Here is a 21,611-nt window from a genome sequence, read left to right on the forward strand (position 1 = left end):
TGTTAGCACCATACATTCGTTAAAAAAAGACGGATTATGGCAAACAAAATAACAGACATGAGTAAAATTAGAAAAGCAATTAAGTTCTACTGTAACGGAAAAAGTAAGTTATTCATAAGTAAGTACTTATCTCTTTCTAGAAATACGGTAAAGAAGTATATTTCTTTATTTGAAGTGCTAGGATTAAGTTTTGAAGTAATTAGTGAAAAAACTGATGCTGAGTTAGAACTTTTGTTCTCACACACTACCGTGGAATCAATCAGTCCCAAACTGCAGCTTCTTTATGATTTTTTTCCTAAAATGGAACGCGAACTAAAAAAAGTTGGCGTTACCATACAGCACATGTGGGAGCAATATATTGTCCTAAATCCTAATGGTTACCGAAGCTCGCAATTTGGACATCATTATAAAATATGGAGCAAACGAGTCAATCCAGTGATGCACATGAATCACAAAGCGGGTGATAAAATGTATGTGGATTATGCTGGAAAAACACTCTCCATCATTGATAAAGACACGGGAGAAATTAAAGAAGTACAATTTTTTGTAGCCATATTAGGAGCCAGTCAATACACCTATGCCGAAGCTTCCATGAGCCAACAAAAGGAAGATTTTGTTACATCGGTAGAAAATGCTATGCGTTTTTTTGAAGGTACTCCTGCGGCAATTGTTCCGGATAATTTAAAATCTGCAGTGATAAAAAGCAGTCGTTTTGAACCCACCATTAATGAAACCTTGGCTGATTTAGCCGAACATTACCAAACTACAATCTTGCCTGCCAGGGCTTATAAACCCCGAGACAAATCATTGGTTGAAGGAGCTGTTAAGATCTTGTATCGAAGGATTTATGTAAATCTAAAAGAAACTAAATTCTTTTCTCTGGAAGAATTAAACCAGCAAATATGGGATTTATTGGATGCTCATAACAGTCGAAAACTCACAGGACGTCCGTACTCTCGGATAGAATTATTTTTAGAAGATGAACAACAAAAACTAAGTCCATTACCACAAGAACGTTTTGAAATCAAATACCAATCCTTTGCAACAGTAATGCAAAATGGGCATGTTCAATTAAGTCAGGACAAAAATTACTATAGCGTTCCGTATCAATATGTCAAGAAAAAAGCGAAACTATTGTATACCAAATCAACGGTAGAGATCTATCACAAATACAATCGAATAGCCATCCATCCAAGGAATTACAAACCTTATATCTATACCACAATCCCGGAACATATGGCTAGCACGCATCAATTTGTAGCTCAGTGGAGTGCTGCCCGCTTCATTGATTGGGCCAGTAGTATTGACGAGTCAGTAGCAGAATATATTATGCAAATAATTGAAAGTAGAAACCATCCTGAACAGGCTTATAAAAGTTGTTTGGGAATATTAAACTTCGAGAAAAAGGTAGGGAAAGAGCGATTAATAAATGCCTGTAAGCGGGCACTTGATTTTAAAATTTACAATTTTAAGACCATTCAAAATATTTTAGAAAACAACTTAGATCATATCGAATTTGAACAAGAACCTGAGCAGGAACTTCCAATTCACGCTAACATAAGAGGAAAACAGTATTATAATTAAATTAAAACACAGTAATCATGAATGAATCCACAGTAACAAAAATGAAACAAATGAAGCTTTACGGCATGCACAATGCTTTTAAAACAGCCATTGAAAGCGGAAAAACAGACCATTACACGCTCGATCAGTTTGTATCGATGCTTATTGATGCCGAATGGGATGAAAGGCACAATCGGCGTATTGCCCGCAGTATCACCAACGCCCGATTCCATTACAAATCAAATATTGAAAGTATCAATTTTGACCAAACCCGTAATCTGGATCGAAATACCATACTGCGTCTGGCAGAATGTGAATTTGTCGAAAAAAATGAAAACATTTTAATAACGGGAAGCACTGGTGTAGGCAAAAGTTATTTAGGCACAGCATTAGGTTATCAAGCCTGTATCCAAGGTTTTAAAGTAAGTTATTTTAATACTTCGAAGCTGTTTGCTAAATTAAAAATGGCCAAAGCAGATGGTTCTTACCTGAGAGAATTGGCCAAAATAGAACGGCAAGATGTTATTATATTAGACGATTTTGGACTCCAAGCTTTGGATAGCAGTAACCGAATTACCCTTTTAGAGATCATTGAAGACAGGCATAATAACGGTTCTATCATTGTAACCTCACAAATCCCAGTGCAAGGCTGGTATGACATCATTGGAGAAAAAACCATAGCTGATGCAATTTTGGATAGGCTGATACATCAATCTCATCGACTCGAATTACATGGAGAATCTATGAGAAAAAAAAGAGGGATAAACAAAGGATAATATTTAAGTATATTTGAACACTAATTAACAGATGAAAAAGAGTAGTTTTTAATGAAAAATGGGGTGGTCATTTTGCCCCGGAATTGGGTGGTCATTTTGAATTGGAATCAGGTGCTCACTTTAAATTGGAATTGGGTGGTCAATATCACTGGAATTTGCATTTAAGCTTGTGACCATTAAGTTGGAAAAACATCTTTCAAAAAAATACCCACTTTATCATAAAGCGAATATTTTTAGTATTTGCATAGATGAAGCAAATTATTAGTGCGTAGTATTTGTTTTTAACCATAGATCTACGTCATCAAACATTTGCTTATTTATACTATGACCCTCATCATATTGGTGGAATTCAGGCTTTATCCCCTTTGTTTGAAGGTAGGCTTGAGCATCAGTTGCATATGGGAACTGCAGTACCGCATCTTGTCTGCCATGAGAAATGAAAATTTTAAGTTTTTCAAGACGTTTCTCATCAGCAATTAGTGGTTTAACCTCAGGAAGGAGCCTGCCGCTCATTACAGCAATTCCTTTGATTTTTTCAGGTGCAGTAAGAGCCACACTGTAACTCATTATGCCTCCCTGGCTGAATCCCATTAAATAAACTTGCTTACCATCAAAATCAAGTTCGTTTTTCAGACTTTCAATAAAATCAAGAATAGTTACTCTCGCGTCTTCAGCCTGCTGTTCGTTTATCTGCGGGCGTCCGGTGCTAAAATTTACCTGAAACCAGGCATAGCTTTCAGGTCCTAAAGTAAGCGGGCCACGGGCTGATACCACTAAATAATTCTCCGGTAAATCGTTTGCAAAAGAAAAAAGGTTTTGTTCATTTCCACCCACTCCATGTAATAGTAACAACAGAGGAGGATGTGTAATTTTTATTTTGGGCTGTCTTACTAGGTAATGCAGTTTGGGCTGTTCTTTGCTGGAATTCATAATGGTAAAGCTAAAGATTGAAATTAAAATAAGGATACTAATGCATATCCAAAAATGTTTTTTTATAATCATGCTTTGTCTATTTTAATAGACAGCATATTGAGTGATCCGGCTACCAAGGCGTCATTGAAAACAGTAGCCTTTTCATCTTTTTCTTTCAGTGCCAATGTATAAAGCATTGGAATATAATGTTCAGGAGTCGGTACAGCCAGCTCGAATTCGCGTCCCTGTTTGTCAAAATTGATAAGAGACTGGTGGTCATCTTCCAAAATCATTTTTTTCATTTTTTCATTTGCAATATGTGCCCATTCGTAAGCATATCCGGGAACCATCATTTTATCCCAGGCTGCAAGCTGCAAATTGTGTACAGAATTTCCACTGCCAACTATAAGTACGCCTTTGCGTCTTAGTGCAGCCAGCTCTTTCCCCAGTTCGTAATGATAGGAAGCAGGCTTGGTATAGTCGATACTCATCTCTACCACAGGAATATCTGCATTAGGATACAGGAATTTTATCACTGACCAGCAGCCGTGATCCAGTCCCCAGTCGTTACTGAGTCCTACAGCCGTGGAAGTGATTAGCTGCTGTGTTTCCAGTGCAAGTTCGGGACTGCCTGGAGCTGGATATTGAAGGTCGAAAAGTTGTTTTGGGAAACCGCCAAAATCATGGATGGTCTCAGGTTTTTGCATTGCTGTTACAAAAGTCCCCTTGGTTTCCCAGTGAGCTGATATACAGAGAATAGCCCTTGGTTTTGGTAGTGTTTTGGCTATTTGTTGAAAACCTTGTGTAAAACTGTTATCGGCCAAAGCATTCATCGGATTACCGTGTCCAAGAAAAAGGACGGGCATCCTTTCGGTAGGACCAAAAGCATCAGTGGCTGTTTTAAGGGAGCTGAGTTGCATCGCAGCAGCTCCCAAAGGTAAAATTGCCATGGTTTTTAAAAAATCTTTTCTTTTCATAATGCATCAATTTTTAATGATACAAAGTTGGGGAATAATGACAAGGTAAGGGTAACGATTTTCGGAAGAATGGTTGTGTTTTTAGGAAAGCATCTTCTGCATTTCTTCCCTGAACTCAGTAGGAGTCATACCTGCCTTACGTTTAAAAGCATGGGTAAAATAGCTTTTTTCATTAAACCCAAGTTCATAACCTATTTCGGCCACATTCTTATCAGTGGACATCAAGAGATTCTTGGCCTCTGTAAGTTTGCGGATTTCGATAATTTCCGAAACACTTTGCTGTAATATATTTTGGCAGATAAGGTTCAGATTACGTGAGCTCATAAAAAGTTTATCTGCATAAAAATTGACATCCTTAGGTTCCTTATAATGTGCTTCCAATAGTCTTAAGAAATTTTTAAAAGTGGAGCCTTGTATTTTCTTAGACTCATCATTGTCCAGATTCAGCTTTCGGCGTTCGGATTCTATGATAGTAAAAAGGGCACTTAGTAATTGTCTGATTACGGCCAGGTCAGGAGCATCTTGCAGATATTCCTCAAAAATTATTTTGCAGATGGTGTCTAATTTCTCAAAGCATTTAGTACTCTGCATTGAGATGTTGGCCTTGTCGTGGAATGATGCGTAAAGGCTGAAGGTAGTTTCTGCAATAAATTCACTATTGAACCTTAATACCCACATATCGCATTGGCCATCTTTAAGAAGCGGCTTGACGCGATGAATTTTTCTCTGAGTTACAAAACTAATAAAAGGTGCGTCCATCAAGTGGGATTTAAAATCTATAAAATGTTCCAGTTGACCTTGCCCACCTATGATGAGTTCTTCAAAAGTGTGGGCATGGGGCTCATTCACAGAATGCATTATCTTCTCCGATTCTGCCGCTGTAACACGAAACATTTTAAAAATTTCCGTCATTGTCTGTTTTTTAAGGAGGTGTTAAAGGTAATTATATTTATAATAAGTTTTAGCTCATTATCGCTTATGTGAGGCCTTATATATCTGTTTACCTGAAATGAACAAGTGTTTTATAAAATTATAAAATTGAAACACGGTAAAGGATTAATCTAGTTTAAGAAGTTACCTTTTTAAGAATGACAACCCATTAAATATAAGTATTTTAAAATAATAATCACTGCCTTTAATCATCACAAAATAACAGCATTAAAACTCAAATATTATGGAACTCAATAAAAACAATACAGCAGTGGTTGTCACTGACCCACAAAATGACGTGTTAAGTGAGAAAGGAATCGCCTGGGGATTGGTAGGCGACAGCATTCGGGAAAATAAAACCGTAGAAAACCTTGAAAAACTTTTTCAGGCTGCTAAACAAAACGGGTTTGAAGTTTTTATTTCTCCGCATTATTATTATTATTATTATTATCCGACAGACTATGGATGGGAATTTGGCGGGCCTATTGAAAAGATGATGAAGGATACAAAAATGTTTGCCCGTAAGAATGCATTGAGCCTGGACGGATTTTCAGGACGGGACAAATTCTAAAATAAAACTCTTTAGAGCAAATCAAAGAGGGGTGGTAGATGTAAAATTCTTTCTCTTTAGAATGGAAAAACTTTTTGCTTAATCCCCATAAAATTTATATGACCCTTTTTCTGTTCATAAATAACTACCTTGAGATAAAAGTTGCCGTCAGTTATCTCTAACATTTTTCTTACCTTGGCACTTTAAATAAACACCTCAATTTATGAAACAGAATGTTATTTATCTAAAGGTTCGTCAAGGATAGAAATAAGAAAAGAGACTACCTTTTAAAGATAGCCTCTTTTTTAATAAATCCGTTTTTAATTAGTCCTTGTCATCCAAGTCACATTCATTTTCTAACAAATCTCTTATTTGCTCTCCAATATCATGATGTCCATCATCGTTATCGGTACTAATTTCGATAACACCATCTCCATCGGTATCTAGCAATAGGTTCTGATTAGCTAAAGTTGTTAATTTTGCCATTAGAGCATCAAGTTGTATTTTAATATTAAGAGTTACGTCATTACTATTAACTGTAAAATCTTTAGTTGGATCTGCAAAATCCATTTCAAGTTCAGCATCTTTGCCACTCCAGATGATAAAGTTTTTACCGTTTATTGTCCCTTTAATTAAAAAAGTTTTACCTTCCATTTCGCCGGGCATAATACTTTTTTCAAACTTAAATTTAATTTCCTCATACTTGGCATTTGGAATATTAACAGAAGTAATAAATTGACTCAAAGTTTTGTTTGGATCAAGCAGATCTAATAAAAAGGGGCCTACAAGTTTTACATCATCATCATAAATAGAATCTGTATGATGCATTTCACCTTCTTCATCTAGTTCAAATTTTATCTTACCAATGTTTATTTTAAAATCCGTGATCACCACTGTTGATGCAGCTGTACGAGCAGTGGTAGAAGTTTTTCCTGTTGCAGAAACGGCCGAAGCTTTTAATGTCACATTTCCGCTTGTAGATGGATTATCCGTACAAGAACTTATCATAATGACAAGTAATGCTAAAATTGTTGTTTTTTTCATTTTTTTCATTTTTTTAAAGGTTAAGTAATATATAATTAGGGTTATTAATTAATGTTCTTGGCAAATGATTTTAATAAATGCATTTATAAAAAATAGTTCTTTGAAATTTAAAGTAATTAATAGGGTTTATATTTAGTTTTAATTAGTTTTTAGTAAAATACAGATAATCAGTTTCTCCATCGCTACTGCTTTTATTTTTCAGTCTAACGTTAGTAGTTGTGTATTCCGTAATTTTCCAATCGTCTTTCAATTCATCTAATTTACTGTCATCAAATTTTAACAGAAACATATCTTGACCACTATTTACAAAAGTTGACCAAGTTCCTCCAATATTATTTGTTCCTTTTACAGCCACAACAGTCCCATTAGAATTGAAAGCAAAATTATAACCATTGTAATTTGAAGTTTCATCAGTGTCGTCAAAATAGTAAGAAACATGCCATGTTCCATCTGTCAAAATCGAAGTGAAATTCTGATTTCCTCCAGTGCTTGAATTAGTATTACAATCTTTAATCCCATCTTCTATACTGTTTTCAAAATCAGAGTTATTTGTAATTACAACATTTTGACCATTAAAGTTTGTAATAGAAACTGGATAGTTGATAGAAATAAACACATTGCTTTCTATATCTTCTAAAAAGTTATATAAATCGGTATCGTTTTGAATAGTAATCGTATTTGCAATTTGATTATCTGAATTATAAATATTAATCTTTATTGGGTAATTTATATGTATACAGTCAATCTCATCAAACCCATCATCTTCATCACAATTATCAATAACATCATCTAATTGATCAGAATTTGTAATCAGTTGAGTTTTGAAATTTTGATATTGAATCGTTATTGGATAAACAAAGTTTACAATATCATCATCATTTGAAAAAGCATCTAATGCAGATTGAACTGTTACATAATCATTTTGGTCAGATACTGTAATTTGTTTTCCATTTACAATAATAATAACTGGCAAATGAACATTAAAACAACTAGAATTATCCAAAACATTATCCTTTGAAGTAGGGTTTTGTGACACCCTAGAAATCAAACTCGTAAGAGGAGATACGGCCATTAAGTTTTGAGTAGTATCTTGAATAATCAATGTTTCCTCATTTTGACAAGAAATAAATACTATTGCTGCAAAGCTCATTAATAAATATTTAATTGTTTTCATATGTAGCTAATATTGGTTTTTTAATGGAATATAGAATTGATGACTTTTTATATAGTTTTTTTTGTGTCATCGAACTCCGCTTCGTATATCCGCGTCGGTTTTTATAGCAAGTTTTCATTACGCTTATTTCATATTAAAAAATTAACGGTTTAATAGTAAAACAGCTTACATCAACATTACCCTACCAAAATTTAAAAATAAATATATCTTTGTAAAGTAAAAAATTACGAAATAAATGACAATAAATTCATTATCAAACACTTGCGATAAAATTATTTTTTCAATATTTTTCAAAAGTCATGCGAAAGCACTTCGCAATTTTCTTTTTTATAAATATGGAAACAAAGACCAAGCCGACGATTTAACCCAAGAAGCTTTCATTAAACTCTGGCAAAATTGTGCTGCGGTCCCCATTGAAAAAGCGAAATCTTATATATATATAATTGCAAATAATAACTCTCTTAACGAAATTGCACATCAAAAAGTAGTTTTGGAATATGAAAAGAATTTTACCGGTCTTGATAAAACAAATGAAAACCCGGAATTTATACTCGAAGAAAAGCAATTCAAAAGCAAGCTCTTAAAATCAATTGAAAATTTGAATGAAACACAGCGAGTTGCATTTTTGATGCATCGAATAGACGGCAAAAAATATAGCGAAATTGCAGAAGAATTAAATATAAGTGTTAAAGCAGTAGAAAAGCGAATACATTTGGCTTTAGTTGAACTGAGAAAAGAAATTGATATTATAAAGTAGGGTAAATTTGTTTTTACTTGTTTTAAACATAATAAGATTAATACAATGGAAGAGAATCACATTTTAGCAAAGTGGCTAAACAACGAATTGACAGAAGCCGAATTAACTGAATTTAAAGCTAATCCTGACTATGAAAAATATGAAAAAATTAAAAACTATACTGCTCATTTAGAAGTACCGGATTTTAATGAAGCGAAAGTTTTAGAACATGTTATTAGTCATAAAAAAATTGCGCCTAAAGTGATTCCTTTGTACAAAAACTGGCTGTTTAAAGTGGCTGCCGTTTTAGTTATCGGGTTAGGAATTACATTTATGATGCAAAATTTTGCCTTACAAACCCAATATGCACCTAATGGTAAAAGAACCACTTTTTCGTTACCAGATAATTCTCAAGTAGTTTTGAATGCTGGTTCAGAAATTGAATATAAAAAATGGAATTGGAACAATAACAGAAACCTTGAGTTAGATGGTGAAGCATATTTTAAAGTAGCAAAAGGCAAAAAATTTGAAGTTGCAACTGATCTTGGAAAAGTTGCCGTTCTTGGAACTCAATTCAATGTTAAAGTAAGGAAAAATCGTTTTGATATAACTTGTTTTGAAGGAAGAGTAAAAGTAAATTACAAAGATAAAGAGGTAATTTTAACCCACGGGCAAAGTGTTACTTTTGAAAATGGAAAGCAGATTAGCACAACCGTTAATACTTCTAAACCGGAATGGCTAGAAAACACAATTGCTTTTAATATAGAAAATTTACGCAACATATTAGATGAAATTCAAAGGCAGTACAACGTTTCTATTGAAGTGAAAGCAAAATACTCTGATGAATTATTTACTGGAAAAATTCCTATTGACAATCTTGATGTTGCCCTTCAAATTATTGCAACTACCTATCATTTAGAACCGAATAAAATTGCTCCAAACAAAATAATTTTTGAAGGAAAATAAATGGTTTTTATTAAACGTATTTATGTCTTATTTTTTTGCTTTGTTTTTGCCTTGAGTATAAAAGCCCAAGACAGAAGCAAAGCGATTGCATTAAAAGATATTTTGCAATCCATAGAAAAACAACATCACATTTATTTTAATTATATTGATAATGAAATAGTTGTTTTTAAAATTGTACCTCCAAAAAAATCTTTATCCTTGAGCAAGAAGATTAATTATCTTCAAAAAAAAACCAATCTCTTCTTTGAAAATATAGACAATAAATTCATTAATATTTTTAGCAATAATGCATTAGATGCACAAAATATTTGTGGATATGTATTTTCGAAAGAAGATAATTCTCCATTGGAAAATGTGAATATTAAGTTTGTAAATGGTGTCGGTACTTCAACTAATGAAAAAGGATATTTTGAACTAAAAAAAGAAAAGGTAACTGATTTATTGGTTAGTTGCATTGGATTTACCACTAAAAAAATTTCTGTACCTGATTTGCAAAATAAAAATTGCCTAAAAATTTATATTGAAGTTGAAGTTTCTGAACTAAATAATATAATAGCGAATCATTTTTTGACATCTGGAATTTCAAAAAAAAATGATGGAACATTTGAAATAAAACCAAAGAGACTCGGAATCTTACCCGGTTTAATTGAACCCGATGTTTTACAAACCATGTTGCAAATTCCTGGTATTTATAGTGCAGATGAAAGTATTTCGAGTATTAATGTGAGAGGTGGCACGCATGATCAGAATTTATTTTTGTGGAATGGAATAAAAATGTATCAAACGGGACATTTTTTCGGATTAATTTCGGCGTTCAATCCTAATTTAGCCCATACTATTTCCATAACTAAAAATGGAAGTTCTGCTTTTTTTGGAGAAGGCGTATCGAGTGTTGTGGATATTTCCTCTAACCCAAATAAATTTGAAGAAAACAGTTTTGGTGCAGGAATAAATATGATTAATGCTGATATTTATTCAAGGTTTAATGTCACCAAAAAAGGTTTCTTGGAAATCGCCGGAAGAAAATCCATAACTGATTTAGTAAAAACGCCTACCTATAAAGAATATTATAATAAAGCTTTTCAAAACACAAGTATTACTAATTTTTCCAATAATCAAAATATAGATTATTCTAGTGACGAGAAATTTAATTTTTACGATATTACGGCCAAATATTCTCAAAAAATTGGACAAAAAGACCATCTTATTTTAGACTTTATAACTATAAATGATCAACTTAAAGTTTTTCAAACAGCTAGAATTAATACTATAATTCAGTCGGAAAATAATATTTTATTTCAAAAAAACCATGGAGGTAATCTTTCGTGGAAACGAAATTGGAATGCAAAAAATAGTAGCAATTTTAATGTTTACACTTCGTCCTATGAACTTAATGCCCAAAAAAACAAAATACAAGATAATCAAACTGTAAGACAGGAAAATAAAGTGTTAGACAATGGTTTTAAGCTTGAGAATAGTCATATAATCACTTCAAAATTTACTTTTAATAATGGATATCAATTAAACGAAATTGGCACTATAAATTTAGATGAGATAAATAGCCCAATATTTTACAGAAGAATTAAAGAAGTTCTGCGAACTCATGCGCTCATAGTTGAGGGAAAATATAACGATACCTTATCCAAAATATATTTTAATACAGGATTGCGATTAAACTATATTGAAAAATTTAAAAAATACCTTTTTGAACCAAGATTGCAGTTTAATTATGCTATCACAAAACATTTTAATTTAGAAGTATTAGGTGAATTCAAAAGTCAAAATAGTTATCAGGTTATTGATCTGCAGAAAGATTATTTTGGAATAGAAAAAAGAAGGTGGATATTGGCAAACAATACGACTATTCCTATTCAAAAAAGCAAACAAGCATCAATTAGTTTGTTTTATACTAAAAACAATTGGTTATTTACTTTAGAAAATTTTTATAAAAAAGTAACTGGAATTAACAGCTCAAGTCAAGGATTTCAAAACCAATTAGAATTTGTAAAAATTAATGGTGATTATGAAGTCTTAGGAATTGAAATGCTAGTTCAAAAAAAAATAAATCATTTTATTACTTGGTTGAGTTATACTTATAATAATAACAATTATCACTTTCCAAATTTAGAGCAACCTGTATTTCCAAACAACTTTAAATTAGATCAAATTATCACTTGGGCTGGAATCTATGAAAGAAAAAATCTAAAAATAGCATTGGGTTCAAAATGGTATTCTGGAAGACCCAAAACAACTCCTATAAGTTCAGCAATAAATTATAGTAATTTCTCAAATCCAAAAATTGATTACAATACCCCAAATAATAAAGTCTTAGATGACTTTTTTCAAGTTAATTTTTCGACAACATACAAATGGGAAAGCTTGAATGAAATTCAATACAAACTAGGTTTCTCTGTATTGAATGTATTTAATCGAAAAAATGAAATCAATGAATATTATAGAATAAATACGGTTACTAATTCTATTGAAGATGTAAAAACTTTTTCACTTCGACGCACTCCAAATTTAAGCTTTAGAATAACGTATTAAACCTTGACGGTTGTTGTTATTTGATCTTATATATTTACCACAAATGAAATTGATCCATTTCTTCCATCAGATGCCCATATCCCTGGACCCGGATAAAATAAAGGTCGTTTAGTGAAATATTGCTTATTAAAAACATTATTCAAACTTGCTTTAATTTCAAATTTGGAATTTATTCTTATCGTTGAATTGAGATCAAATATTCCATATGAAGGAACTAAACCAACTGCACCGGTTGCTGTTGGTACAGCTGTATTTAATGCATCGGCAAAACTTGTGGATGTATAACTATAGAGTCCCGACAAACTTATTTTCCAATAATGAACTGTAATTCCATTTCTGGAAATAATGTTTGGTACACTTTCAATTTTGTTGCCTTCAATATTTACATTTGAATTTCCTGTTTTAACATTTCCTGTTGTGTAACGACCATTCATAAACGAAGTTGAAGTAAATAATGAAATTTCTATTTTTTTATTTAAAACCCAGTTTCTTTCAACAAATAATTCAATTCCTTTAGTCAAAGAATTTCCAATATTTGTTCTATATGTGTAAAAAACTCCTTCGTCATCAGTTAATGCCAAAGTTCCAAAACGATTATTGTATCGAAGTAAAAAACCTGTAATGTCCCACTTCAAAGATTTCCAATTTCCCCTGAACCCTAATTCTGCATTATATCCTCTTGCATCTTTGATATTCTCATCTATTTTTTCATACATAGAATTTGGAACAATGTCTTTGAAAAGCATAGGTCTGTATACTTGTGAAAAACCGCCATAAACATCTGTGAAATTTGTTGGCTTATAGCTAAAACTTGTTCCAAATAAAGGATATTTATGTTTTATACTAACCGGTATTTTATTTTCAGGATAATAGTTTATCGTTCCTGACATTTTGCTTTCGCCAATTTCAACTCTTGTACCAACATTGATTGAAATATTTTTAAGAATTATAAAGTTGTTTTCAGCAAAAATCGCCATATTTTGCGTTTTAAAATGAATATCTCTACCCCAATTTGGATCAACAAGTGTTAAGTCAAAATCACTTCCGGTAGTACCTTTTCCTAATTGTGTTCTGTGTAAATCGTTATTCATATATTGCACACCCGCAGCAAGTGAACTTATTTGATTTCCTAATTTATATCGTTGAAGTACCCTTAACTCGTTGGTAAAGCTTTTAAAACGATCAATATCAACTTGTCTGTTTGCATAATCAAGGGTTAGAGGATTAATTGCATCATCTACATTTGCAGGTTTATCAAATAAAACACTATTTCTTAAACCAATTACAGCTGATGAAATAAATTGAAATTTTGTATTGTTTTTGATTTTGTAATTTAAAGTAAATGATGGGATATTAATATCTGGATTAAAATAATTTCTTGATCTGGTCGCTTGCTTTGGGTCTGTTGCAAACATAGCATCTGTTAGTGGTCCAGGAATGCGATAAACATAATTAGATCTTGTCCATTCTAAACGAAGTGATAAGCTTTTATTAGGATCATAAGTAATTGTAATTCCTTCTGAATCATAATTTGTATGTTCTATTTTACGATAACCATCACGTGATTTTTTTAAGAAATAGGCGTAATACTTTATTCTACCAATTTTACCATTTATTGCATTATAAGAACTTAATAAATTAAACGAACCAATTGTATTGAAACTTTCGAAATTAAATTTTTTAATTGTGTCAGCTTTTTTAGATACATAATTGAGCATTCCTCCAAATTGTGCTCCATATTGAAGTGAAGCAGTTCCTCTGACTAATTCAATTCGCTCAGTACTTTCTAATGCAATACTATAATGGCTAGCAGGATAAGCATACATATCAGAATTTGTTAAAATGCCATCTTTACGGATGTTGAATTCCCAGCCTCTGTGAGGATCTAGTCCTCTAGAAGAAATATTGATCTGATTTCCTGTACCATCCATATCATATACAAAAACTCCAGGTACTTTTGCAAATATCTGCCTTCCAGTTTTATCTGTGATGTTCGCGTCAATTTGAGTAAGCGAAATAACTTCGTTTTTCTTTCCTGAAAAAATATAAGTTCCTACTATAGGTTCAAGTCTGGTTATTGTGCTTCTAGCTAATAATCCTTCAATAATGACTGGCGAAAGTTGGTTCACTTTTATAGTGTCTTTTGTCTGACCAGATGAGGTTAAAATAGTAAAAGTGAGTCCAATTGCTAATATTTTTTTTGTCATTAGTTGTATTATTTTATTAAACTCTCTCATTTTTTAAATTTTGCCCAAATTTAAATAATATAAATATCTTCTTTACATTTATGCATAGATTTATAGTATTACTAAAAAAATTTTGAAGGTTCAAAAAAATCATTCCTGTTAATAATATAATAATTCTTCTACATTAAAGAGACTTATTTACTCTCTTATAAAGAAAGTAGCAATATAAAATATTCAATAGTGCGCCAATAATTTACTATTTTTACTAGTACTTGCCTTGCAAATGTACAAATTAGTTGTGTATTGGAAACAGCCTGAATCTATAAAATATTGTACAATAATTACACTTATCACAATCTAATTAAATAGTGTATTTTGTAAAGTTGAATGTGTTTTTTTAAATAAATTATATTTATTTAAAATCAATAATTAAGAGTTTAATTAAAATAAAAAGTATTTAATCATCCCGTATTACTGCGAAATTTTAAGGGTGTTCACGAGGAATGAAAAAGCGAGCTGATTTGTATTTTATAAAATGTAATGAAAATGAAAAAGTGAGAAACCTTTGCTGATAAGCGAACCGTACTCTAATGAGGATTTGAAAATATTAAAACCCTAATGAAAAAAGTATTGATTTACCTTTCAAAAACTAAAAGACATAAAAATTATTCATTCATTAAAAAGCAATTTAATTTATGCAAATTCAACAAACGATTTAATGAAAACTATAGCTAAAAATTCGTAATTGTTTTTGTTCTTGATTTAAATATCATATCAGTGGAATTATAAGCTCAAAAAGATTATTGATTTGAAAAAATATGCATTTTATAGAATAAATCCAATAGAAATGCAATCAGCATAAAACACTAAAAAGAATCTTTTTTAAGATCTTCTAAACTTATTTTTTTAACTTGTTATTAAAGAATCCATTACGATATGTTTTTTTTTTACTATTAATTTTTATCAGTAAATTTATTATGAAAAATAAGACTTTTAGTATTTCAAAAACATTAAAATACAAATTCAAGAGTAGTATAAAAAGTTCTAGTATCTGACGGAATGATTCCTGGACCTGGATAACCAGTGGCTCTTCTTGTAAAATAACTATTGTTTGTGAAATTAGTAATTCCAGCTTCCAATTTCCAGTTTTGCCATTTGTAGGAGGTGGAGAAATCAGCTACGTAATAGGCTGGGATTTGCCCAAAAATGCCATAAGTATTGTCACTTGAATCTGTTTTACTGTTGTTTGCTTCCGTAAATTGAGAAGATACATAAGTAAATTGTACACTCGAAATAAAGTTTTTATAACCAATTCCTGTTCCTGTTTTTATGTTGTAAAGCGGTACAAATTCGACCTTGTTCCCTTCAATATTCGGAGCTTCCGATTTTAAATATTCCGAATTGGTAATAGCTATATTGGAGAATACATTCCAAACAAAGTTGTCGTTTTGTTTGAAAAAGGTTTTATTTAAACTCCAATCGAACATCGTTTCAAAACCATACGTCACAGCAGTTCCTATATTGTCCCTAAACCTTACAATTGCCGCTGAACCATTGGGGTTTCGGGTTTCATATTCACCAATTTTATCATCATAATACAATCCGTAAACACTTGCGTCAAAAGTTACTTTGTCGCCTATTTGCCCGCGAATTCCAATATCCGAAGTATAGCCTTTTTCATCTGTAATATCCTCATCTATAACTTGACTTGGACTTACGGTTCGAATATCATTAAAAGTTACAGAGCGATAATTTTGTGAAACATTTCCATAAAATTCAATTCTGTTTTGTGGTTTATAGCTTAATCCAACTCCTAATAAAACAAAGTTTCGGTCTTTTATATTATTCTCAAACTTAGTTTCGTCTAAAATCACATTTCCGGCTAAATCCAGATTTATTTTTCTATAAGAACCTTCGGCTTGTGTTTTTATTTTTTCAAATCTGAAACCTGGAGTAACAGAGAAGTTAGGCGTTATTTTAAAGATATTCTCTCCAAAAACAGATAGGTTTAAATTTGGATACGTATAATTGGATTGGTTAGCATAAAAAGGGAATTCTGCATCAGCAACATCAAAATTTGCATCACTACCGGAGCTTCCCGGTCCTTGAATTCCAGAATTTTCAGATTGGTAATATTTAGTTCCAATTAAAAAAGCACTGGTATTTTCTTTTATTTTGTAGCGTTTTAAAAATCGTGCTTCTGCTCCCCAATTGACAAATGCACCCACTATTAAATCTCTTTCCGTTCCTACTACATCAGGGTTTGAAACTCTATTTGAGCGATATCCAACAGCTTTTCGGCTTGCATCTAAACCAAATAATTGCAATGAAAAATCGGCAGTAGCATTAAATTTATGTTTCAATCGCAAAGCAAATAAATTCCAGTTTACTGCAAACCAATTCCGGGTTCTGTTGCTTTGTGTAGGGTTATCGTTAAACATCACATCAGTCAATCCGCCGGCTTGTTGGGCTAAATAATCAAAATAAGTGTAGTCCAAATGCAAGGAAGTTTTATCGTTGAATTGATAATTTAGATTCCCAAAATAGTTTTTACTCTCGAATTCAGAATTGGATCTAAAACCATTTCCTTGCTTGTAATTATAAAAGGTATAGTAGCTGAATTTATCTTTTGTACCGCTTAATGAAGTAAAATTGGTAAACAATCCATAAGACCCAATAGTATTTCTTGTCGTAAATTCGAATGGTTTTTTGCTGGGTGTTTTTAATTTAAAATTAACTAATCCACCAAATTGCGTTCCGTATTGTAAAGATGCTGCGCCGCGAACTACTTGTATTTCTTCTAATGCTTCGGTGGGTGTGGCATAATAACTTTCAGGATAACCCAAAACATCAGCACTTATGTCATAACCGTTTTGACGGGTATTAAAATTCGATGTTCTGTTTGGATCTAATCCTCGTCCACCAATACTTAACTGCAAACCGCCATCGGAACTTTCGTTGATTGTTAGTCCCACAACTTGTGCAAATATTTGACGGGCATTATTGGTTGCCTTGTTTGCCGTAAGTTTGTTTAACGAGATTACTTCTGTTTTCTTTCCGGCATAAATGGCCGTTTCATCAATGTCTTTTAATTTATTGAGTGCAAATATTTTTTCCTTTTGTTTATTGATAACTACTTCCGAAAGGCTGGTAACTTTATCCAAAACAATGACAATGCTTTCTTCAGATGTTGAAACTGTTTTTTCTAAAACAGCATAGTTTCCTTTGTAAAAAACAAGTTCATAATTCCCCGATTTGTCTGATTCTATTGAAAACTCTCCTTTAGAGTTAGAAAGATATTTAGTCCCGGAAGTTTTATTATATACTTCAACTAACGGTATTTTATTGCCATTCCCATCTGTAATAACTCCCGAAATTTTATTTTGGGAGAAACTATTTATCGTAAATAATAAAAATAGAATGCAACTAAAATCCTTTAATTTCGTCGTTAAAAGGTAATATCCAAGTTTTGTGGTGGAATGTTTCATTTTCTTTGGCTAGATTTATTTTTGGATTGATATATTTTTGGCTTAACCTTCCGTTGAGAGCGACGTAACTTTCTACTCTAACTTCGGGGTCATGAATGCCTTGCTTTTGGTAATAATCATGTAAAAAATGTGCGTATTCCAAAATAAAATCCGGTTGAAACGACATTTGCTTTTCCTGAAAAGTGGTTAAAAAATGACTGTTATTTATCATTACATTCTCTTTTGTTTTCGCATCGGTAACAATAAATTGGGTGTAACCGGCTTTTTCCATAAGCATCACGCGCCACGAAAACCGAAATCCTTCTTCTGTCCAAAATAATTCGTCCGGATACAATACATATCGAAAAGGAAACAATAATTGGAAAGTTATAGAACAGGTTAAAAAGGCTATTTTAGTTTTATAAATTCCATTGAAATTCTGAATTTTTTCTTTTCCGTTCTCAAAAACAGTTATACTGAAATTGAATAATTTTGAAACAATTTGTAAACACTTTTTATGAAAATCCGCATCAAAAAAGAGTAATGAACTTACGATCATTATGTACGGAAAAACACCAATGGGGAAAAGAATTTTAGTCAGAATATGAAATACTACCACTAAAACAAAGGCGAATAATCGAGTTCTTTTATAAAGTAATAAAAAAGGGATGCTTAAATCATAAATCATTCCTGTCCAGCTAAAGGCATAATGCACCCAGTTCTCGTTTAATAAAGAACCAATTATGGGTAAATTAGAGTTATTGGGTAACCAGATTTTGAGTGGCATAGCTTCAAAAAGCCAGTCGGAATTGAGCTTAGCCAGGCCTGCATAAAAATAGACAACCGCTAACAAAAGTTTTAAAATATCAGTGCTCCAACTCGGGATTTTTTGAAAGGCAGTTCTTGGATTTCTATAGGCATCAACAGAAAAATAGGCATTTGCGGGTAAAAAAATCAGTACAAAACTCACTACCGTAATAAAATAATAATGGTTTAGGTATGTGGTTTTATCCATAAATTCAATGTAGGTAAAGCTCAGGAAAAAGGTAATGATCGATAATTTATATTTGTATCCAATGGCGACAAATAAAGCAGCTAATCCTGAAATAAAAAACAATAAATACGTATAAATTCCTAATGGCTTTACCCACTCAAAGCCATAATACGTAAAGTGAAATTGGGGTTGGATATAAAATTTATCAATCCAACCGTAACTCACAAATCGTATTAGACTTAAAACCATCATAAAGCCAAACGCTAGCCTAAAAAAAGCTAGCGTTGATGCCTCTGAATATTTATTTAGATATTTTGTTGTACTAAAACCCATAATTAATCGCCATCGCCATCTACATAATCAATAGTGATGTTTAATGCTTGCATCATATCTAGTTTTGTGTAGATTACATTTTGCTGTAAAGCATCATAAGCGGCAATCATTTTTGAATTATCAGTATTTACTTGTTGTGAAAAACTGTTGTTAAGCGTATAGTTTACTGTATAAATAGTTGCAAATTGATTGTTTATAATATCGCTTAATTTTTGACCATTTCTAATCGCATTTAAAAAATCTAAATAGGTTTTTAGACCTTCGCCAGTTGTTGTACTATTGAAATGTTTTCCATTAAAAAAATCTTGTTGTGCTTTTATTGAAATATTCAACAACTCTTTTGAAATATCATTTTTATAATACCCTTCAACTTTTTCCGGATATTTGACACCGCTTGAAAAAATCCCTGCGGGTATCCCTAACTTACCGGTACGAATGTCTTTTTCAAAGTTTTTTACAAATAAATTTGTTGTTTTGTTTACTGAACTACTTACCGAAGTCCCGTTATTAGCTACATAGCTATTTCTAAATCCTGAATTCCAATCTGTTACGACTGCATCAATATTTGTTTTCAGTTTGTTCACAACAGCTGTTAAGTACTGCTTGTAATTTGTAGCATTTGTATTTGTAGTATAAAAACCAACAATTGATGCATCATTTGTGCTCAAACCATTTATCAAATAATCCAATGCTGGAAAACCTTGTTTGTCAAGTTGAGACAACAATGCCAGATTGTAAGTTCCAGAGGAAATATTTGATTCTATACCAATTGCATTTGACGGATAGGTATTGGAAGCCATATTAAGATTAATTTCCTCTGCTTTACCCAAATTATACATCGATATATATTGATATGCCTTGTAGGCTTCCAACCAAGAAGTTCTTAGAATTTGAAGATTTGCTTCAGTTGGAGTTGCAACAAAAGTGTTGGTATTAGACAGCAATATTTGAACCTTTGCTTGATAATTTACATAACTTGGAATAATGATATTATCAGCCCAGTTGGTTAAAAGCGCTGTTCTATCATAATTATTCCCGTCCGTATTGTTTTCACCATCATTTGATGAGCAAGCTACAAATACGGCAACAAAACTTAAAATTAATAGTGTCTTTTTCATATTCTTAAAAATTTACGCAAAAGTACAAAAAGCAAGAGGGTTAATTTCTCTTGCTTTGTTTTTTTTACTGAATTAATTTACTGTTGCAGCTTGAGCAACTGTAAACCCAAATTTTGTTGCAATTTGTGTAGATATGGCATCTAATTTTGCTCCCAAAGTATCGATAGCCCACAAACCATTTGTTCCGCTTATCATAGAGGCCAACATAGCATCTACTTCTGCTTTTGTAAAATATGGATTGTTTGTTCCCGGTTTATTGGTATATCTTAAAGACATGATGAAACCGTAACCTTCAGAAAGGTCATGAAATGCAGCAGCGCCATTATCGGTAACCAATTTTGCTTTACCAGTTTGCATATAGAATACAGATCTTACAGCAACCACTAGAGCCAATTTTTCTTTGATGATTTTAATTTGAGCATCACGAGAAGCGTAGTCATTTGCAACTATAGCAGCTCTTCCTTTTCTAAAAGCCAATGATATATCATTTTTAACCGTGTTAAAATCTACATCAGCATTTACTTTAGTAATGTATTCAGATAGGAATTTATCACCAGTAGCACCAAAAACATATCCATAAGCCTCATCCCAATTATGCTCCATTGCCGTATAAGACTTCCCGGTTACTAAAATTTTAGCGGTGTTATCTGCTTTATTAGTCGATTCGTCAAGTTTGTTTAAACTCAAATAATTATTGACTACCTGATCTAAAAATGTAGCTCCCATCATTCCTTTCAAAAACACTTGAACTGGTTCTAAACCATTAGCTTTAAAATATCTAGTGGAAGAACCTGTTCCATATTTTCCGGCAACACCGGCACTTGCATTCGCACCTTGACTAGCTGAGTTCAAATCAGTAAAAGTACTTTCAAAATAAGTTCTAACAGCCGTCTGTTCTGTTATAGAACCACCACCTTGGTTTAGTGAAAAATAATCTTTTGAAGCAGCCGTTTTGTCTTTTAATTGTTTCCCTGAAGTATTTAGACCTGCACCTGCAAACGCACTGTTCGTATTGGTGTACATCGATTGCAATTTTACGTTATCAACCGCAAGGCTTGAGGTTGCTTGTGTTTTCACATAGGCACTCATTTCATCAAGCATCAACAATCGGCTCGATTGCCCTGAAAAATCTACTGTTGCTGCTCCACTTGCATTCACGAAAACATAGGTTTCAGGAACGGTATAATTAGGAGTTTCCTCGACTGGAGTATCGTCATTAGAACAAGAAGTTATAGATAAAAAAAGGACAGGCATCCCTACTAATAGTAAATTTTTAAATTTCATGTAGTTGTTTATTTAGATTGAATTAAAATAATTTTCTGCAAATATAAAACCTAA

General features: G+C 32.2%; 16 protein-coding genes. 6 read left to right on the plus strand and 10 right to left on the minus strand.

From position 1 onward, the window contains the following. The first annotated feature begins 36 nt into the window (after window positions 1-36). Both istA and istB read left to right on the plus strand, forming a co-directional pair. Window positions 37-1,584, plus strand: coding sequence for an IS21 family transposase (gene istA, locus Q1W72_RS15530; RefSeq protein ID WP_158730039.1), 1,548 nt, complete (start codon window positions 37-39; stop codon window positions 1,582-1,584). A gap of 17 nt (window positions 1,585-1,601) precedes the next feature. Next, window positions 1,602-2,339: an IS21-like element helper ATPase IstB gene (gene istB, locus Q1W72_RS15535; protein WP_113667236.1), complete on the plus strand. Its 738-nt coding sequence runs from the start codon at window positions 1,602-1,604 to the stop codon at window positions 2,337-2,339. 261 nt (window positions 2,340-2,600) lie between these two features. Here istB and Q1W72_RS15540 read toward each other — a convergent pair whose 3' ends face one another. The 3 genes from Q1W72_RS15540 to Q1W72_RS15550 all read right to left on the minus strand — a co-directional run bounded on the left by Q1W72_RS15540 (window position 2,601) and on the right by Q1W72_RS15550 (window position 5,140). Beyond that, the gene (locus tag Q1W72_RS15540) at window positions 2,601-3,341 is read right to left on the minus strand and encodes an alpha/beta hydrolase (RefSeq protein WP_302136274.1); all 741 of its coding nucleotides are present in this window, start codon (window positions 3,339-3,341) and stop codon (window positions 2,601-2,603) included. Continuing rightward, entirely contained in the window at window positions 3,338-4,228 is an 891-nt protein-coding gene (gene ygiD / locus Q1W72_RS15545) for a 4,5-DOPA dioxygenase extradiol (RefSeq protein WP_302136275.1), read from the minus strand. Before ygiD ends, Q1W72_RS15540 begins: the two co-directional genes overlap by 4 nt. Window positions 4,229-4,309: 81 nt before the next feature. Further along, entirely contained in the window at window positions 4,310-5,140 is an 831-nt protein-coding gene (locus Q1W72_RS15550; RefSeq protein ID WP_302136277.1) for an AraC family transcriptional regulator, read from the minus strand. A 262-nt stretch (window positions 5,141-5,402) separates the two neighbouring features. On the opposite strand from Q1W72_RS15550, the gene Q1W72_RS15555 reads away from it, so the two are divergent. Further along, window positions 5,403-5,729 carry an isochorismatase family protein gene (locus Q1W72_RS15555; RefSeq protein ID WP_302136278.1) on the plus strand — a complete coding sequence of 109 codons (327 nt, stop codon included), beginning with the start codon at window positions 5,403-5,405 and terminating at the stop codon, window positions 5,727-5,729. A 303-nt stretch (window positions 5,730-6,032) separates the two neighbouring features. Here Q1W72_RS15555 and Q1W72_RS15560 read toward each other — a convergent pair whose 3' ends face one another. Then, window positions 6,033-6,752, minus strand: a complete 720-nt coding sequence (locus Q1W72_RS15560) for a hypothetical protein (RefSeq protein WP_302136280.1) — start codon at window positions 6,750-6,752, stop codon at window positions 6,033-6,035. Between the two features lie 142 nt (window positions 6,753-6,894). Continuing rightward, the gene (locus Q1W72_RS15565) at window positions 6,895-7,926 is read right to left on the minus strand and encodes a hypothetical protein (protein ID WP_302136282.1); all 1,032 of its coding nucleotides are present in this window, start codon (window positions 7,924-7,926) and stop codon (window positions 6,895-6,897) included. A gap of 235 nt (window positions 7,927-8,161) precedes the next feature. Here Q1W72_RS15565 and Q1W72_RS15570 point away from each other — a divergent pair, with 235 nt between their 5' ends. The 3 genes from Q1W72_RS15570 to Q1W72_RS15580 are packed head-to-tail and all read left to right on the plus strand — an operon-like array spanning window position 8,162 to window position 12,175. Next, entirely contained in the window at window positions 8,162-8,683 is a 522-nt protein-coding gene (locus tag Q1W72_RS15570; protein ID WP_302136284.1) for an RNA polymerase sigma factor, read from the plus strand. Window positions 8,684-8,728: 45 nt separating this feature from the next. Next, window positions 8,729-9,628 (plus strand): FecR family protein, encoded by a 900-nt coding sequence (locus tag Q1W72_RS15575; protein ID WP_302136286.1) that lies wholly within the window; start codon window positions 8,729-8,731, stop codon window positions 9,626-9,628. Next, window positions 9,629-12,175 (plus strand): carboxypeptidase-like regulatory domain-containing protein, encoded by a 2,547-nt coding sequence (locus tag Q1W72_RS15580; RefSeq protein ID WP_302136287.1) that lies wholly within the window; start codon window positions 9,629-9,631, stop codon window positions 12,173-12,175. It begins immediately after the preceding gene. A 26-nt stretch (window positions 12,176-12,201) separates the two neighbouring features. Here Q1W72_RS15580 and Q1W72_RS15585 read toward each other — a convergent pair whose 3' ends face one another. From Q1W72_RS15585 to Q1W72_RS15605, 5 genes are all read right to left on the minus strand, one after another. Continuing rightward, entirely contained in the window at window positions 12,202-14,382 is a 2,181-nt protein-coding gene (locus Q1W72_RS15585) for a TonB-dependent receptor (protein ID WP_302136288.1), read from the minus strand. Between the two features lie 989 nt (window positions 14,383-15,371). Continuing rightward, window positions 15,372-17,849: a TonB-dependent receptor gene (locus Q1W72_RS15590; protein WP_302136290.1), complete on the minus strand. Its 2,478-nt coding sequence runs from the start codon at window positions 17,847-17,849 to the stop codon at window positions 15,372-15,374. After that, window positions 17,788-19,155, minus strand: coding sequence for an HTTM domain-containing protein (locus tag Q1W72_RS15595; RefSeq protein ID WP_302136291.1), 1,368 nt, complete (start codon window positions 19,153-19,155; stop codon window positions 17,788-17,790). Before Q1W72_RS15595 ends, Q1W72_RS15590 begins: the two co-directional genes overlap by 62 nt. 2 nt (window positions 19,156-19,157) lie before the next feature. Next, entirely contained in the window at window positions 19,158-20,273 is a 1,116-nt protein-coding gene (locus Q1W72_RS15600) for an imelysin family protein (RefSeq protein WP_302136292.1), read from the minus strand. 72 nt (window positions 20,274-20,345) lie between these two features. After that, window positions 20,346-21,557 (minus strand): DUF4856 domain-containing protein, encoded by a 1,212-nt coding sequence (locus Q1W72_RS15605; RefSeq protein WP_302136294.1) that lies wholly within the window; start codon window positions 21,555-21,557, stop codon window positions 20,346-20,348. Window positions 21,558-21,611 lie beyond the last annotated feature (54 nt).

Origin of the sequence: Flavobacterium sp. ZE23DGlu08 (assembly GCF_030505335.1) — a bacterium.
Classification (GTDB): domain Bacteria; phylum Bacteroidota; class Bacteroidia; order Flavobacteriales; family Flavobacteriaceae; genus Flavobacterium; species Flavobacterium algoritolerans.

Bases quoted from the DNA above. Each gene is read 5' to 3' on its own strand.
- istA (WP_158730039.1), top strand. From the start codon at position 37: ATGGCAAACAAAATAACAGACATGAGTAAAATTAGAAAAGCAATTAAG.
- istB (WP_113667236.1), top strand. From the start codon at position 1,602: ATGAATGAATCCACAGTAACAAAAATGAAACAAATGAAGCTTTACGGC.
- Q1W72_RS15540 (WP_302136274.1), bottom strand. From the start codon at position 3,341: ATGATTATAAAAAAACATTTTTGGATATGCATTAGTATCCTTATTTTA.
- ygiD (WP_302136275.1), bottom strand. From the start codon at position 4,228: ATGAAAAGAAAAGATTTTTTAAAAACCATGGCAATTTTACCTTTGGGA.
- Q1W72_RS15550 (WP_302136277.1), bottom strand. From the start codon at position 5,140: ATGACGGAAATTTTTAAAATGTTTCGTGTTACAGCGGCAGAATCGGAG.
- Q1W72_RS15555 (WP_302136278.1), top strand. From the start codon at position 5,403: ATGGAACTCAATAAAAACAATACAGCAGTGGTTGTCACTGACCCACAA.
- Q1W72_RS15560 (WP_302136280.1), bottom strand. From the start codon at position 6,752: ATGAAAAAAACAACAATTTTAGCATTACTTGTCATTATGATAAGTTCT.
- Q1W72_RS15565 (WP_302136282.1), bottom strand. From the start codon at position 7,926: ATGAAAACAATTAAATATTTATTAATGAGCTTTGCAGCAATAGTATTT.
- Q1W72_RS15570 (WP_302136284.1), top strand. From the start codon at position 8,162: ATGACAATAAATTCATTATCAAACACTTGCGATAAAATTATTTTTTCA.
- Q1W72_RS15575 (WP_302136286.1), top strand. From the start codon at position 8,729: ATGGAAGAGAATCACATTTTAGCAAAGTGGCTAAACAACGAATTGACA.
- Q1W72_RS15580 (WP_302136287.1), top strand. From the start codon at position 9,629: ATGGTTTTTATTAAACGTATTTATGTCTTATTTTTTTGCTTTGTTTTT.
- Q1W72_RS15585 (WP_302136288.1), bottom strand. From the start codon at position 14,382: ATGACAAAAAAAATATTAGCAATTGGACTCACTTTTACTATTTTAACC.
- Q1W72_RS15590 (WP_302136290.1), bottom strand. From the start codon at position 17,849: ATGAAACATTCCACCACAAAACTTGGATATTACCTTTTAACGACGAAA.
- Q1W72_RS15595 (WP_302136291.1), bottom strand. From the start codon at position 19,155: ATGGGTTTTAGTACAACAAAATATCTAAATAAATATTCAGAGGCATCA.
- Q1W72_RS15600 (WP_302136292.1), bottom strand. From the start codon at position 20,273: ATGAAAAAGACACTATTAATTTTAAGTTTTGTTGCCGTATTTGTAGCT.
- Q1W72_RS15605 (WP_302136294.1), bottom strand. From the start codon at position 21,557: ATGAAATTTAAAAATTTACTATTAGTAGGGATGCCTGTCCTTTTTTTA.